The 16342-nt window shown below is 42.9% G+C and carries 15 protein-coding genes; 5 read left to right on the top strand and 10 right to left on the bottom strand.

The annotated features are described in order from the left end of the window. Positions 1 to 122: 122 nt before the first annotated feature. The gene (locus DDZ16_RS14295) at positions 123 to 2591 is read left to right on the top strand and encodes a TonB-dependent receptor domain-containing protein (protein WP_109265169.1); all 2469 of its coding nucleotides are present in this window, start codon (positions 123 to 125) and stop codon (positions 2589 to 2591) included. 234 nt (positions 2592 to 2825) lie between these two features. Here DDZ16_RS14295 and trxB read toward each other — a convergent pair whose 3' ends face one another. Continuing rightward, positions 2826 to 3755, bottom strand: a complete 930-nt coding sequence (gene trxB, locus DDZ16_RS14300; RefSeq protein WP_109265170.1) for a thioredoxin-disulfide reductase — start codon at positions 3753 to 3755, stop codon at positions 2826 to 2828. A 14-nt stretch (positions 3756 to 3769) separates the two neighbouring features. Further along, entirely contained in the window at positions 3770 to 4117 is a 348-nt protein-coding gene (locus DDZ16_RS14305) for a YbbN family protein (RefSeq protein ID WP_109265171.1), read from the bottom strand. A 390-nt stretch (positions 4118 to 4507) separates the two neighbouring features. Here DDZ16_RS14305 and DDZ16_RS14315 point away from each other — a divergent pair, with 390 nt between their 5' ends. The 3 genes from DDZ16_RS14315 (at position 4508) to DDZ16_RS14325 (ending at position 8001) form a co-directional block, all read left to right on the top strand. Then, on the top strand, positions 4508 to 5464 hold the full coding sequence (locus tag DDZ16_RS14315; protein ID WP_109265173.1) for an aldo/keto reductase: 957 nt from the start codon (positions 4508 to 4510) through the stop codon (positions 5462 to 5464). 221 nt (positions 5465 to 5685) lie between these two features. Beyond that, positions 5686 to 7029 carry a GntP family permease gene (locus tag DDZ16_RS14320; protein WP_109265174.1) on the top strand — a complete coding sequence of 448 codons (1344 nt, stop codon included), beginning with the start codon at positions 5686 to 5688 and terminating at the stop codon, positions 7027 to 7029. 285 nt (positions 7030 to 7314) lie between these two features. Continuing rightward, positions 7315 to 8001 (top strand): Crp/Fnr family transcriptional regulator, encoded by a 687-nt coding sequence (locus DDZ16_RS14325; protein ID WP_109265175.1) that lies wholly within the window; start codon positions 7315 to 7317, stop codon positions 7999 to 8001. 82 nt (positions 8002 to 8083) lie between these two features. On the opposite strand, the gene DDZ16_RS14330 is transcribed toward DDZ16_RS14325, so the two are convergent. From DDZ16_RS14330 to DDZ16_RS14365, 8 genes are all read right to left on the bottom strand, one after another. Then, positions 8084 to 9775: an FAD-dependent oxidoreductase gene (locus tag DDZ16_RS14330; protein WP_109265176.1), complete on the bottom strand. Its 1692-nt coding sequence runs from the start codon at positions 9773 to 9775 to the stop codon at positions 8084 to 8086. Positions 9776 to 9815: 40 nt separating this feature from the next. Then, the gene (locus DDZ16_RS14335; protein ID WP_109265177.1) at positions 9816 to 10724 is read right to left on the bottom strand and encodes an ATP-binding protein; all 909 of its coding nucleotides are present in this window, start codon (positions 10722 to 10724) and stop codon (positions 9816 to 9818) included. After that, a complete protein-coding gene (locus DDZ16_RS14340) occupies positions 10696 to 11595 on the bottom strand; it encodes an ATP-binding protein (RefSeq protein WP_109265178.1) in 900 nt (299 codons plus the stop codon). The genes DDZ16_RS14335 and DDZ16_RS14340 overlap by 29 nt, the downstream gene beginning before the upstream one ends. 60 nt (positions 11596 to 11655) lie before the next feature. Beyond that, complete coding sequence (locus tag DDZ16_RS14345; protein ID WP_109265179.1) at positions 11656 to 11835, bottom strand: DUF5320 family protein; 180 nt, start codon at positions 11833 to 11835, stop codon at positions 11656 to 11658. A gap of 4 nt (positions 11836 to 11839) precedes the next feature. Then, positions 11840 to 12157 (bottom strand): NifB/NifX family molybdenum-iron cluster-binding protein, encoded by a 318-nt coding sequence (locus DDZ16_RS14350; protein WP_109265180.1) that lies wholly within the window; start codon positions 12155 to 12157, stop codon positions 11840 to 11842. 62 nt (positions 12158 to 12219) lie between these two features. Beyond that, positions 12220 to 12630: a DUF134 domain-containing protein gene (locus DDZ16_RS14355; RefSeq protein ID WP_198416727.1), complete on the bottom strand. Its 411-nt coding sequence runs from the start codon at positions 12628 to 12630 to the stop codon at positions 12220 to 12222. A 231-nt stretch (positions 12631 to 12861) separates the two neighbouring features. Beyond that, on the bottom strand, positions 12862 to 13734 hold the full coding sequence (locus tag DDZ16_RS14360) for a patatin-like phospholipase family protein (protein WP_109265181.1): 873 nt from the start codon (positions 13732 to 13734) through the stop codon (positions 12862 to 12864). Between the two features lie 262 nt (positions 13735 to 13996). Beyond that, positions 13997 to 14851 (bottom strand): hypothetical protein, encoded by an 855-nt coding sequence (locus DDZ16_RS14365; RefSeq protein ID WP_109265182.1) that lies wholly within the window; start codon positions 14849 to 14851, stop codon positions 13997 to 13999. Between the two features lie 201 nt (positions 14852 to 15052). On the opposite strand from DDZ16_RS14365, the gene DDZ16_RS14370 reads away from it, so the two are divergent. Next, the gene (locus DDZ16_RS14370) at positions 15053 to 16279 is read left to right on the top strand and encodes a metallophosphoesterase family protein (RefSeq protein ID WP_109265183.1); all 1227 of its coding nucleotides are present in this window, start codon (positions 15053 to 15055) and stop codon (positions 16277 to 16279) included. Positions 16280 to 16342: the final 63 nt, after the last annotated feature.

The raw sequence follows: 16342 nt of genomic DNA on the forward strand, positions 1-16342 counted from the left end.
TGCAGACAGGCTTTTCTTTTTTTAATTACATTAGATTAACAGGCATTAACATAGAAATCGCTTAAACCTATTTCGGATAAAAGGATCTAAAACGGCAGTGCATTAACAACAAACAACCGTTTATGAAAACCAGAATACTTTCCATGCTCGTCCTCCTTTTTGTGGTTACACAAGTTAGCTTCAGCCAGCCGGCCCCGCCGGAAAGCAAAGGTGAAATTACAGGGAAGATCATTGACCAATCTGAGAACACTCCTATGGAATTTGCTACCATTGCCATCTACTCCCCCGATTCCACTCTGGTTGAAGGTGGCATAACAGATGCCAACGGTGAATTCAGTTTTTCCTTAAAACCGGGAAGTTACTTCATGGAAGTGCAGTTTGTTGCTTACGAGAAAGAAACCATCAACAATATTTCAGTTAAGGACCGAAGATCCGGAGTTGATTTGGGAACAATCTATCTGAGACCCTCAACCACCAATCTTAACGAAGTAACCGTGCGGGGTGAAAAAAGTGAAATGGTTATCGGGGTTGACCGTAAAATATTTAATGTGGGCAAAGACCTCAGTAACACAGGAAACTCAGCTGCAGAGATTCTGGATAACATCCCTACGGTTGCAGTGGATGCAGAAGGCAATATCTCTTTGAGAGGTAGTGGCGGCGTAAGGTTGCTTATCGACGGAAAACCCTCCGGTCTGGTCAATTCAGGAAGTGCCGACGCATTAAGAGCTCTTCAGGGTAATATGGTAGAACGCGTGGAAGTAATCACCAATCCCAGTGCCCGTTATGAAGCTGAGGGAATGGTAGGTATCATAAACATTGTGCTTAAAAAAGATGAGCGCTACGGCGTGCATGGCTCTTTCGAGACTTCTGTCGCCCACCCTCAACGATACCAGCTGGGTGCCAATGTGAGTTTTCGTCAAGAAAAAATAAACTATTTCTTTAATTATGGTGTCCGTTATGGCGAACGTGAGGGCGATGGATATTCCAACCAATATTTTCCTCAAGCCACAGCGCCTTTCCATACAAGGCTTGACAGAGATCGCGACAGAACCGGATGGTCCAACAACCTGAGAGCTGGTGCAGATTTTTTCATAAATCCAACCACTACGCTTACCGCTGCAGGTATGTTTGATTACGATAATGAGGAAAATTTTACGGATGTCCGTTATCGTGATTATACTGACAACAGTGGTCAGAAAGGTGATTTGTACCAGGAAACCCGGCGATACGATAAAGAAAAAGAAACTGAATATGATGTAGAGTTTTCTTTAAATCTGGAAAAAATATTTGATCCGGATAACGAAGAACATAAGCTCAACGCATTTACTCAGTACATTCTGGACGATGAAACCGAAGACTCTGAAATAGAAGAAGAAGTTATATTGGGAACCAATGATCCAGATGACATAGAAAACCAACAGGTTTTGAATGAAGAAAAAGAAGAAAACTTTATGGTTCAGGCAGATTATGTATATCCGTTTTCCGAATATGGCCGCTTTGAGACAGGTATTCGTGGTGAATTCCGCACCATCACCAACCCTTACGAAGTGCAAAACCAGGTTAACGGCGATTGGATAACAGATGAAGATTTCACCAACGATTTTGAATACGATGAGAGTGTAACGGCCATGTATGTTCAGGGCGCCAACAGGTGGGGCAACATCAGTACCCAACTGGGGTTGCGGGCCGAGTACTCAGACATTGGTACCTACCTTAAACAAGGTGATGAAAGCAACGATCGCTCCTATTTTGATTTCTTCCCAACGGTACATACAACCTATCATTTCAGTAATTACAGTTCGTGGCAGATAAGTTACAGCCGCCGTATTGACCGTCCCCATTTCTGGCACCTCAATCCCTTTTATGGGTTAAGTGATTCAAGAAACTTACGACGGGGGAATCCCAATCTGGAACCTGAATACACAGATGCTTACGAAAGCGGTTATGTGTACACCCCGGGCAGATCTTCATTTTATGCAGGTATCTACTACCGCTACACAACAGGCGTGGAAGAAAGGATCAATTTTGTTACCGATGGCGGTATCACCATTTCAGAGCCACGAAACCTTGCCGAGCGGCATGCATACGGTGCTGAAACCAACGTTTCTTTCGAGCCTTTCAAATGGTGGAACCTGTCAGGAAATGTGAACTTCTACCGCATGCAGACTGATGGTTCTTTTGATGACAATGGCAATGTTCAGGATTTGAGCAGCGACACCTATTCATGGGATACCCGCATCAATTCGAGAATGCGATGGGACAATGATCTGAACTTTCAAACCACCTTCTTTTACCGCGGTGAGCAGGAAACGACCCAGGGCATAAGAAAGCCATTTTACATGATGAATATGTCACTGAGCAAAGATATTTTAAAAGGAGACGGAACTTTAACCCTTAATGTTCGTGATGTTTTAAACAGCCGGAAATTCAGATATGAAATCACGCAGCCCGATTTGAAATCAACCAACCAATTCCGCTGGAGCACAAGGTCTATCCGTCTTTCATTCATCTATCGTCTTAACCAGAAAAAACAGCCTGGAAGCGGACGACAAGGTGTAGACGGAGGCAATGGGGATGAGATGGGATATTAAAGCAGGAATTGAATTCGGTTTTAAGGGTTAATGATGTTTAAAAACATAACCCTTGAAAAATAAAAAAAGGCTGTCTCAAAAGTATAAAACACCAAAAGCTTGTCATGTTGAGCCTGATCGAAACATCATATCTGTTAATCAAACGAACATATTCTTCGACAAGCTCAGAATGACTTCGAATTTATACCTTTGAAACAGCCTCTTCATCATCTCTGGGTTTTTGAAAAGAGACAACTACTCCATTGTCTGCCTGATATATTCCCCGGCGCTTAATGCTGCAATGGTGCCTTCAGCTGTTGCCGTAGTAATTTGTCTGTATCGTTTATTAATGCTGTCGCCTGCTGCAAAAACACCGGGAATATTGGTTTTCATATCTCTGTCCACCACAATTTCGTTGCGCTCATTCAGTTCTACCATTCCGCTCAAAGTCTCAGTATTGGGCAGATATCCGATAAAAATAAAAGTCCCCTCAACATCAAGCTTTTTCTTTTCTCCTGAAGGCAAATGCTCCACAGTTAAATTCTGAAGTTGTCCATTGCCTGCAAACTCACGAGGTTCAGACTGCATCAGAAATTCAATCTTCGGATTTTTCTGAGCCTCTTCAACGGCATGCTTAAAAGCCTGAAAGTGGTCAAACTGGTGCACCACAGTAACTTTTGAGGCAAAGTTGGTCAAAGTAACAGCCTCCTCAAGTGCAGAATTTCCGCCCCCAATAACTGCAATTTCTTTGTCTCTGAAAAAGTCGCCATCGCAGGTGGCACAGTATGAGATTCCTGTTCCTTTAAACTGGTCCTCTCCGGGAATATTCAAAGATCGTGGTCGGCCCCCGGGCGTAAGAATCACCGATTTGGCTTTAAAAGAACGCCCGTCCTCCAGCTCCACTTCTTTAACATCATCCTTGAGGTTATATTTAGTGATCTTAACATTAGACTTTATCTTACAGCCAAATGATTTGGCCTGCTTCTTCATGGTATTGGCAAGTACGTAACCATTGGTGGTTTCCACTCCGGGATAATTGGCCACCTCATTGGTCAGCACCATCTGCCCTCCTACAGCACCTTCATTTAAAATAAGTGTTGATAACCTTGCACGGGAAGTATAAATACCGGCAGTTAAGCCTGCCGCTCCGGCTCCAATTATCATTACATCAAATGTATCATTCATATTGATGATTTAATTTAGTTCAGTTTGTTATCCAGAACACTTGTAATCTGATCCATAGACTGGATACTGCTCGTTGCATGAGCCACATTCCCGTTTTTGTAATACATGGTAAATGGCAATCCCATAAAACCTTGGGCTTCGGGTGCATTGCGGATAACATGTGCTTCGGGGTTGTCAAATGCCATGGAATAGAATTTTACATCTTCACGATCCTCCTCCAACTCTTCCATTGCATCGTACACAGGAATACACATGGGGCCCATACGTCCACAGCACACCATTACATTTTCATTTTCTGAAATAACCTTTTGCAACTCATCTGCACTTTCAATTTCCTTAATTCCGGTCTGTAACATTTTCATATCATTCTGTTTTTATAGTTTACAATTTGTCTGCTTCTGTATGTGAAGCATCCTCTTATTTCATATTGCAAACTTATATCAGCCCTGTTTTTACACCAATAAAATGGCACTGGACGATTCCGGGTTATGACCTGAATTATTTCAGTAATTATTATGTCATCATACAGGTTTTTGCTAATTTTCATTTCCTTAAAAAGAGTTTACCGGGGCCGTCTCAAAAGTTAGAATTTGATGTCATTCTGAGCTTGTCGAAGAATCTTTTTGTTTGAAAAACAGGTGTTTCGACTTCGCTCAACATGACAAACCTTTTGTTTTTTATACTTTTGAGACAGCTTCATAGAAATAAAATCATCCCCCTAGCCAGTAAACGAATATCTAATTCACGCAAAAATGGAATACACCAAATTAGGGAAAAACGGCCCCAAAATTTCAACCATCGGCTTCGGTGCCTGGGGCATCAGCGGTCGTGACTGGGGCCAAACAGATGACCACAAATCGAAAGAAGCCCTTCACCAGGCATTAAACAGCGGCGTTACATTTATCGACACTGCTGACACCTACGGATCAGGACACTCCGAGGAGTTAATTCGTGAAGTCATAAAAGAAAGGGGCAATAAAGACCAAATAGTGATTGCCACCAAGGCCGGAAACAATTTTTACCCGTATTTGGGAGAAACCCACATAACGACTCCGGGAAATCCAGATTATTCTAAAAAACACTTAATATATGCGGCAGAACAAAGTATCCGGCGACTGGGTGTTGAGGCTTTGGATATCCTGCAATTGCATAGTCCGGACGCTTCCCTGCTTGAGATGGACGAACCATGGGAAGCATTGGAAATATTAAAACAACAAGGAAAAATAAAACATGCCGGTTGGAGTGTTCAGTCGTTTCAGGAAACAGCCCAAGCCCCTTTTTTGGAAAAACACCATGATATCATTGATGTTATTCAGGTTCGCTATAATCTGCTTGAGCGGGAAGCAGAGAAAGAACTATTTCCACTGGCACTGAAATACGGCACCGGCGTGATTGTCCGTATTCCTATCTTATTTGGCTTTCTGGCCGGAAAGTTTGACCGTATATCCAAGTTTGGAGATGACGACCATCGACGGTTTAATCTTTCGCCCGAAAAGCTGAAGACCTACCTGCAACAGCTTGAACATTTCCGGTCTTTCTTTGAAGCTCATAAAGACTACTCAATGGCTCAATTAAGTCTGAAATTCTGTATTTCGCATCCGGCTTGCCATGTAGCCATTCCGGGAGGAAAAACTGCTCAGCAGGTAAAAGAAAATGTTGTAGCCTCAGATATAGAACTGGATTATGAGGATTTTCCGGAGATGAAGTAAAATCTAACTTATACTATCAATTTTCATTACATAGAACGCAGATAACACAGATAGGACGGATTAAAGCGGATGATTTCTGCGAATATCAGTTTCATCTGTGTCATCTGCGTGCCATTTATAATGAATCATCCCTACAGGACTTACAAAAAGCTGAACCAGCTATCCAATTAAATCCCACTAAAAAATGGTATATTTAATTACCTCATCAAAATCCAGGTCCTATGGTTAACTACACACTCCTGATTGCCGTAATTGCAGGGATTGCCATTCTGCTAACACTCATTTTATATTTCCGGATTCAGGCCTTTATCTCTTTATTGATTGCCAGCATTGCAGTGGGGATAATAGCCGGCATGCCCCCACTCAGTATCATCGATACCATGCAAAAAGGAATGGGTGATACATTGGGTTTCGTGGCTGTCATTGTGGGACTTGGGTCTATGTTTGGAGCTATACTCGAAAACTCCGGAGGAGCAGAAGCGCTGGCAAACCATCTATTAAGAAAGTTTGGTCAAAGACGGGCCTCCTGGGCTTTAATGTTCACCGGCTTTTTTGTGGCCATTCCCGTATTTTTCGATGTGGGTTTTATCATTCTGGTTCCACTTGTTTATTCTTTGCAACGCAAAACAGGAAAATCACTTTTGCTTTACGGATTGCCTCTTTTGGCAGGGCTGGCTATTACACATGCTTTCATACCCCCGACTCCCGGTCCTGTGGCCGTGGCTGATATTCTGGGAGCCGATCTGGGTTGGGTGATTCTCTTTGGATTCTTTGCCAGTATTCCGGCAGCCATATTGGGTGGACCGGCATTCGCCCGCTTCATATCAAAAAAAATCCATATTGATGCTCCTCATTTTACAGCTGAAGAAGAGGAAAAAACCTCTTTCCCGGCCCCCGGAATCGTAATAAGCATCATTGGCATTCCCATTTTACTCATTGTTGCCAACACCTTATTGAACAGTCCGCTTTTTTCATCTGCACAGATTCCACCTATAATCATAAAATGGATTGGTTTGGTGGGGCATCCATTCGCTGCTCTGGTCATTGCCAATTTAATTGCCTGGTACATTTTGGGCATAAAGAGAAAAACCGACAAAGAGAAATTACTTAAAATCATGACCCAATCAATGGGCCCCGCCGGCATAATCATCCTTCTCACAGGAGCAGGCGGTGTTTTCAAACAAATGCTGGTAGACACAGGGACCGGGGAGATGCTGGCCGCTTATTTTGCAGATTCCGGAATAGGGCTTCTGCTGTTTGCATTTGTGGCTGCAGCACTTGTTCGCATTTTGCAGGGGTCAGCCACGGTAGCCATGATTACTGCCGCCGGCCTAACAGCTCCGCTTTTATCCGCTGCTACCGGCGAAGCCGACAAAGCACTGCTGGTGATTGCCATTGCCTCGGGCGCCACCATCATGTCTCACGTCAACGACAGCGGATTCTGGCTGGTGGGCAAATACCTCAGACTGTCGGAAAAACAAACTTTCCAGAGCTGGACAATGCTAACTACGGTGCTGGCGATTGCAGGGTTTGTAACAGTTTGGGTAATTTCTTTGTTTGTTTAAAGTGACTATAAGAAAAGCAAAAAGGATGATTGTGAAACTTACAATCTATAATTAACAGAACGCAGATGACACAGATAACATCCGCTTTAATTCGTCAACTTTGCCTCCCCCGCATTCTATTTTCGTGACCTGGTTAAGGATTAAATTAGAAAAAATACCAATTCGATTTATTAACAGCATCCCCGAGTCATGGAGGGACTATTTTAAAAATAAAAATGAGTTTAGGAAAAGTTTTTTAGGTTTACATTTGGATTTGAAAGCACGTTGCACCCCAAAAAGAGAATTATGGACAGCAAACAATCAACCAACAGCATATTTGAATCAGCAGCCTGTTTTCAGGGGCTATATCCTGAAGAACTGGAAAAACTTGCTGACAAAAAAACCAGAGTGCAATACCTGAAAGGGGAAAATATTTTTAAACAAGGTGCCTTCTCACCTCATGTTACATACGTGCTGAGTGGGTTGGTGAGGGTTTACCTGCAAACGGGACACAACCGGCAGCTGAACATTAGGCTGGCTGCTCCGGGCGATTTCCTCTCCTTCTCATCGGTTTTTGGAGAAACCACTTACCACTATTCGGCGCTGGCCGTTAAAGATGCCTGGGTGTGTATGATTGAAAAAGATGCATTGAGGGAACTTTTGCAAAACAATGCCGACTTTGCTCTGCGAATTGTCTCCCGAAATTGCCGCAACGAACAACAGCTACTGGATGTCATAGGCAATCTTTCCTACAAGCAAATGCGTGGAAAACTGGCCTCAGCGCTACTTTATCTTTCTTCTGAGCCATTCCGGCAGGAAAATGTGTTTAAATACCTCACTCGTCAGGACATTGCTGATTTTGCATCCATCTCCACCGAAAGCACCATCAAGTTTCTGAAGGAATTTGAAAAAGATGAGATTGTAGAACTGAAGAAAAGAGATATTGAAATAAAGGATATGAAAAAGCTGGAGGTGATTAGCCGGAATAGTTAGAAATACACAGACAACTCAAATCATTCCTTTTCAGGAGATCTGAGTCATCTGTATTCCAATCAAAACATGTCAAATTTGAGAGTTACTTCTCACGATCGAAAGGCCAGGCCATAATACCGCCTTCCAATATTTTCACATTGGTATAACCATGCGCCTCCAGTAATACTGCTGCTTCATAACCACGCAACGATATCTTGCAGAAGGTAATAATCTCTTTATTTTTGTCTTCGGGTAATTCATGCAGGCGTTCACGAAGTTTTCCAATGGGGATCAATGTCTCGCCAATGCCCAGGCGCATTTGCTCGTATTCATCAGCACCACGGGCATCGAGAATAAACATGTCATCTCCCCGGTCTGCTTTTTCCTTTAAATCAACAGAAGAAATGCCTTTGAAGATTCCTCTTAATTTGTTCTCCATGATATGTGCCGTAGCGATACTGTGGTCAATCGCCAGTGAAAATGGTGGCGCATAAGGCAGGTCAGCATTAACCATATCATCCACAGTCAGATTGCCTTTAATGGCGGTAGCCCAGATGGCCAGTTGTTTGCTCACATCACCAGGACCAAGGCATTGGGCACCAAGGATTCTTCTGGTTTTGTGCTCCACCACCAACTTTGTTATCAGCAGTTTGCCATCCATAAATCCTGGTTTATCAGGACTGGCATTCAACACACGCTCGTAATTAAAACCAGCCTCTTTGGCTTTTTCCTCTGAGAGGCCGGTAATGCCTACTGCATAATCGAAAAACTTACAAATACCGGTCTGGATGGTGCCGGGGAATTTAGCAATATCACCTGCTATGACATTTTCACCGATCACACGTCCCTGCAAATTAGCAAGGTCGCCATAAGGAGCCAGAACATTTTTCCCTGAAATGATGTTTTTCACTTCGCAGCAATCGCCTGCAGCATAGATATCAGGATCATTGGTCTGCATATATTCATTGGTAACAATACCTCCCAATTCACCAATTTTCAGACCCGCATCCTGAGCCAGCTTCACATTGGGACGCACACCAATAGCCACAACCGCCAGTTGACAGGGAATCTCGGTACCATTCTGAAGTTTAACGGCTGTTAACTTTCCGTTCTCACCAACAAACTCAGCCACCCCGTTTTTAGTAATAACATTGGCTTTGGTTTTCAAATAATTTTCCACCAGCTTAGCCATCTTCCAGTCGAGGAAAGTAAGCAGTTGAGGCAATAGCTCCACCAGGGTCAGCTCAATGCCTGCAAGGTGCAATGCTTCGAGCGTTTCAATTCCAATCAGGCCACCACCTATTACCACCGCTTTTTTGATGTGTCCATCATCACGGACTTTTCGCAGATAGTCGGCATCCTGCATGGATTGTAAAGTAGAGATACCCTGCAAGTCAACACCCGGAATTGGTGGCATATTTGGAGAAGCTCCGGTGGCAATAATCAGCTTATCGTATTCCTGACTGCCGGTTTCCCCTGTTTCCAGGTTGGTAAATTCCACCTTTTTATTCTCACGATCAATCCTTGTAACTTCAGTATTGACCCGTGCCACGATGCCTTTGGCATTCCAGTAAAATTTAGGATCCCGCACAACCCCGGTAGGCGTGCACAATAGTTTATTACGATCATCGAAGAAGCCTCCCACATAATAGGGAAAACCGCAGGATGCCATCGATAAATCGGGACCTTTCTGAAACATGGTGATTTCAGCGAACTCGTCCATTCTGCGAGCTTTGGCTGCAGCTTTCGGCCCGGTTGCCGAACCGCCTATAACAATGATTTTTTTATTGGTCATAACTTTTCAATTTAGATTTTAGACTTGAATCAATGCTTGGTTATCCCGAAGATTCGCTACCGATCGAGTGTGAATAACTCAGTTCAGTATTAAGCTTTTTCCAGACTGATTGCATGCGCCGGGAAATCTCACTTGTTTCGGAATACTCCACAATCGTCTTGCGGTCAATCATTGATTCTACCATACGTGTATCAAACGGAATTTTCTCGAGCAGTGGAATATCCTGTTCCTGAAGATATTTTTCAATAACAACAGTCATCTCCTCATTGATATCACATTTATTGATCACTGCAAAAAGGGGAATCTCAAAAGCCCGCACCAACTCCACCAGCCGCTCAGCATCGTGCAGTCCTGAACGGGTAGGCTCAATGACAACCAGTACAGCATTGGTTCCGGTTACCGAAGAAATAGCCGAACAACCAATGCCGGGAGGGCCGTCATTAAGGATAAAATCAGCATTATTATTTTTTGCTATTTCCTGCGCTTTCTGACGTACCTGAGTTACCAATTTGCCGGAGTTCTCTTCCCCCGGCCCCATTTTGGCATGTACAAATGGTCCAAAGCGACTCTCAGAAACAAACCAATGATTGTTGGTACTTTGCTCCGAGGTGATGGCCCTTGCAGGACAAACCCGCTCACACAACCGGCATCCTTCGCATTGAAAAGGATTGATATACATACCTCCACCCTCTCTGTAATGTATGGCATCAAAGTGACAGTCCTTTTTGCAAATGCCGCAATTGGTGCATTGATCTTCATCAATAGAAGCCACCCATGCCCCGTAAAATGTATGGGTTTCTTTTACTTCAGGATTGAATACCAGGTGCAGGTCGGCCGCATCCACATCGTTATCGCAAAACACGGTGTTTGACATCAAAGAGGCCAGAGCTGCAGTGATGCTGGTTTTCCCGGCACCGCCCTTACCACTTAAAATAGTTACTTCCTTCATATTGCAGATATCGGCTTTCCACTTTCTTTATCAAATTTCGGTATATCCCTTTTGTCTGTACATCAATATCGTTCAGCAAATTACCCGAAGCATAACGACTGGCATAATCCTTATCGAAAGGAATTTCAGCCAAAATCTCAATATTCTGCTCCTTCAGGAATTCATAGATATCGTTATTGCCAAGACCGGCTTTATTTATGACTACTCCTAAAGGTTTGTCCAAGTCAACCAGCAGTTCCACCATCAATATCAAATCATGCAAACCAAAGGGTGTAGGTTCGGCAACCAAAACAACATAGTCAACATCTGAAACCGTTTCAACCACCGGACAGCTGGTTCCAGGGGGGGAATCGTAGATAACAATATCAGCATTATTCTTCACCGATTTCTTAAGTTCCTTTATCATCATGGTCTGCATGGGAGAACCTATCTTTAGGACTCCTTCTGCAAGCCCGTGACCTAAACCTGTTTCAAAACAGTTAATCTGACCAATAGGGTGTCTCTTTTCTATTACTGCCCCATCCTGACACGCAACCGAGCAGGCACCACATGAATGGCACAATGAAGCATTGACTTCGGCATATTTTACAGGCGGTATCACCACAATGGCATTAAACTCGCAATACTCAACACATTCCCGGCAAAAAATACATTTCTCCGTGTCAATCTCCGGCACCATTTGATTCACGACCTCGCTGATCTGCAAACGGCTATCCGGAAAGAAAATCCGGTCGTTGGGTTCTTCCACATCACAATCCACCAGCAATACTTCGGGAGTCATGTAACTGGCAATGAAATGCTGTAAATTAACAGATACGGTAGTCTTCCCTGTACCGCCTTTTCCGCTGGCTACGGCAATTTTTAATGGCATAAACTGTCCCTCTTTTCCTCTTGGGAAGGAATTTTCAACAATACGTAAAACAAAAGATTGCTATGGCATATTGCTCCGTAAACGTTTTCCTTTGCCATCTCCGCAGCCCTCTTTTCTGCGTTTTCCCATACCTTCACCCATTTTACCCTTAGGATGATCTCCTTTCTTAGTACATCCCCCAAGATTACGTCCGGATGCCGGTCCCTGACCTTCCGGTCCTGTATGATCCATTTTTGGCATAACTTTACTTTTTAATGCGTTCTACAATCTCCTTAACACTCAGATCCTCCTCTTCGATTATGACCATTTGGATATTGAATTTATTAAGCAATTCCTTGGCTTTCGGCCCAAAATCACCAGAAATGATTTTCCCGACGCCAAGCTCCACAACTTTCTCGGCTGCTTTTGTCCCGGCACCTCCGGTTGCATTTATATTTTCATTTGGGTAAAAGGCTGTTTCACCCGTTGATTCATCTAACACACAAAACCAGGCGGCGCGGCCAAAGCGCTTGTCAAAGGCAGCATTTAGTTTGTCTTCAGTAGATGTAATTAATGTCTTCATTGGTATTTCTTTTTCGGATTGATTCTGAAGTTTCTATTAAGAGGGCACAAGTCACTTAAAACTTACTTATCATCTGTGAGCGATTCTATACAAAAGGACTTACAAACCGGACAACTTCTCTCCTTCATAGTGGAGGGCATGGTGAACCTGGCATCACAATGATTGCAGACAAACCAACTTTTATCGAGCCAGGCATGTCCGTAAACCGATTTTATTTCTTTAACCTCTACCAGCGCCTTTGCCATTTTACGCCTGGCTCTTTCATAAATCCTGGCAAATGTGGCTCTAGACACCCCCATCAATTCGGAGGCTTCCTGATGGCTCATTAAATCATAATCGGCCAGTTTCAAGGCTTCATACTCTTCGTATAGTAATTCAACAGCTTCTCCCTTTGTACCTGAAGCACCATAGGGCTTATATCCTTTAAAACCGGGGGGTTTAACAACTTTTCTCAATGATTTTGGTCTTGCCATAATGAACTATTGTTCATGCAAAGGTAATGAGAATATTCTCATAAAAAAATTAAATAAGAAGATTTTGAAGATTAGATAGTCGGTGTTCAGGCAGAAAGCAGAAATAAAAAGCTGATCAGTTCAGATAAAAAGGACAATGGAAACCATTTAAGTTCCCCGGATAATGATAGAATTACCCTTTACAAAAAGCTATTAAGGAGAACGAACATTCGCAATGGATAATGAAAAACTTTATTCCCCGCCCAAAGATTTAATAGCCCGGGATACAGCATCCGAACCCAGTTTTATCAACTCATCTGCCCGGTGAAAGTCGAAGGTATTGGCCGAGTCGGCAGGTATATCAATTAGGATATCAGGCTGGTATCGTTCAATATTAATTCTGGCCAGTTTGTGGATCATGGCAGCCGAGCTGGTTGTCAACAAAGAGATATACCCCATACTTTGCTTATCTCCGGTAGCGACCAACTTTGAAAAGGTATTCATTAAGCCATTTTGTCCGTTCTTATTTGCTCCGTTTTTGGATTCACTTACAGCTTCAGGTTTTGGTTGTTTGGCCCCGTACAAATTGACAACTACCAAAAGATCACCTTCGTTTTTTCGGACATGATCGATGGGAACCGGATTTAAAATGCCTCCATCCACCAAAAAAGTATTTTTATACCTCACAGGGGGCAACATGGCCGGGATGGCTACAGAAGCCCTTACAGCGCTGTAGTAACTCCCCTTATCAAACACAATCTCTTTTTCGTTGAGGATATCTGAGGCCACGGCTGAGAATGGAATTGACATATCTTCTATATTCATATCCGGAATAAATTCCTTCATTTTATCAAATACCCGCTCTCCTTTCAGCAGCCCATTGGTATTAAAAGAAAAATCCATCAGCCCCCACACATCCCGGCGATCAAGGGTCTTAATCCATTCGGTATATGAATCCAGCTTACCCATGGCCAATAGTCCTCCAATCACAGCTCCAATAGAAGAACCGGCTACAGATGTAATATTATACCCCTGTTTTTGCAACTCCTGAATAGCCCCTATATGCGAAATTCCTTTGGCTCCTCCGCTGGAAAGTACTAAGGCAACATTTTTCTTTGTCTCCATATCCAAATGAAATGATTTTTTTAACAAGAGGTTTGAAATTAGTAATTCTCGGGAAGGATAAAAAACGAAAGGAACATAAAGTTTTTGATACTGCAAAAGGAGAAACCCCGACCTTGTAGTCAGGATCAACTAAAAAATACTTATACCCCTTAACACCAGTATAGTGTGATGTTTTTAAAGGAATGAGGTGCAAGGTTATTTTATTTAAAATAAAAAAAGGCCGGAATAATCCAGCCTTCTTCCCTTCCTTAACCTTCATGACTCAATCTCCTGCATAATAAAGGCCTTCAATGATCTCATTCCCATAAAAAGCATTTTCACCCAATTTCAACCAACCTGTCATACCAAAGTCGGTTTTAACCAGATACAAATCAGTTTCGGGTTTATTGATCAAAACCTCTACTGAATAATCTTCCGGCAAACTCGCGATTACCTTATTTATTTTTTCACTTTGATAAAGTTTTGCAGGCTTCAGGGTTTTGGATTTCAACCCAACATAGTAAAACGGTTGCTTAATCTCATTTAAGCTGCCATTAACCAACTTCAACTTACGGCGGGTATCAAACATGTTATTGGTATGTCCATCCACATAAACATTACCATTACCGGGAATAAACAAACGTTTCCCGCTTAAGTAAAAAGCTACTTTATCGGTATTTCCTTCTTCATAAAACATAAATGAAGGATCGGCTGAGGGCCCCCATGAAAACATTACATAATAATAGCTGCCTCCGGGCTTAATACGGGTCTTTACCAATTTAACATTTCCCATTCCGGGACCTTCTTCCTGTGGATAAAACGGGTCACTTTGGGGAAGCTCGGTTACTTTAGTATTAAAAACCTCTGTTGATGATGGATTGTATTTTAAAAGAATGCCATCATCCACCTCTGTTTTTTCCAGATAGTCAAAGGGTTCCTGGCTTTCAGAAGCCTGGTTACTTGAAGAAGTTTCAGGCTTTTCGGCTGCATATGCCTGCATGGCCGGTTGTTTAGGTTCACTTGTTTCAGCAACTTCACTTTCAATATTTCCGGTTTTGTTTTGATCCGGTTTTCCGGCAGAATTGCAGGATGACAGGATTACCATACCTGCAATTAAATAAAAAAGAGTTCTTCTCATGAATCAGATATTAAATTTTTAAAATGGACATCATTTACCTGCATTAGTTGCAACAACGGCTCAAAAATGAAAACCATTTTGGAAGCTGAGTGATTCATAAACTATCAAAAACAGGAATAAAGGTCAGGTTAAATACGGAATAGCTAAAGTTAAAATTTTAGAAAAGCTATATTTGTGATTCGATCGCAAAACAAAATAACAATGAAGATTCTCCACACTTCCGACTGGCATCTGGGAAAGCGTCTGGAAAGTTTTTCCCGGCTGGAAGAACAAAAAGACGTACTCAACGAAATATGCGAAATCGCCGACAAGGAAGCGGTCAATGCCGTTATCATTGCCGGCGATTTGTTTGACACCTTCAATCCATCAACCGAAGCAGTGGATCTGTTTTACAAAGGCTTAAAACGACTGGCTGCTGACGGACAAAGAGCTGTCATTGCCATTGCAGGAAATCACGATTCACCCGACCGCATTGAAGCACCGGATCCCCTGGCCAGAGAGTGTGGCATTATCTTCACCGGTTATCCAAATTCTGAAGTTCAACCTTTCTCTCTCGATAGTGGTCTTAAGGTTTTGCAGTCAGATCAGGGATTTTTAGAAATCAGACTACCGGGAGATCATCCTCCGCTCAGAATTGTCACAACTCCTTACGCCAATGAGTTACGCCTGAAAACTTTTCTGGCCCCGGACGACAAAGAGGCTTCGTTACGTCAAGTGCTCAACGATTCCTGGCAAACTACCGCTGACAAATATTGCGACGACAAAGGCATCAACTTACTTGTCACCCACCTTTTTATGATACAGGAAGGCACGAAAATGCCTGAAGAGCCGGAGGATGAAAAGCCCATCCTATACATAGGTGGCGCTCAACCTGTTTTCTCGTCCGACATCCCTTCAAATATCCAATATACCGCACTTGGGCACCTTCACAGATATCAGGAGGTTAAGGGCGCCAACGGTCCGGCAATTTATACAGGTAGCCCACTAGCATACAGCTTTGCCGAAGCCAACCAGCAAAAACATATTTCATTGATTGATGCTGAACCCGGAAAACCGGTAAATACAACCAGAATTGAGCTGAAAAGTGGTCGCAGGCTTCTGCGAAAGCGTTTTGAAGATATCGACCAGGCGGTTCAGTGGCTTTCAGAAAATCAGGATGTGTATGTGGAATTGACACTGGTCTCGGATACTTACCTGAAAACCGAAGACCGGAAAAGAATCTACAGTGCACATGACGGCATTGTTACCATCATACCGGAAGTTATCAATAAGCAATCTGCCGAGACGCAAGAGGGCCCGGCCATTGAACTGGGAAAAGGCATGCCCGAATTGTTTGAAGATTTCTTCAGTCACGCCAAAGGTCAGCAACCCAATGAGCGGATAAAGGAGTTGTTTAAAGAGATAATTGGGGAAGATTTTAGAGACTAGAGATTAGAGGTTAGAAGATAGATATTAATTACTTGTACTAAGATAAAACTCTATGCTCCATGC

This window comes from Marinilabilia rubra (assembly GCF_003121985.1).
In the GTDB taxonomy this organism is placed as follows: Bacteria; Bacteroidota; Bacteroidia; order Bacteroidales; family Marinilabiliaceae; genus Marinilabilia; species Marinilabilia rubra.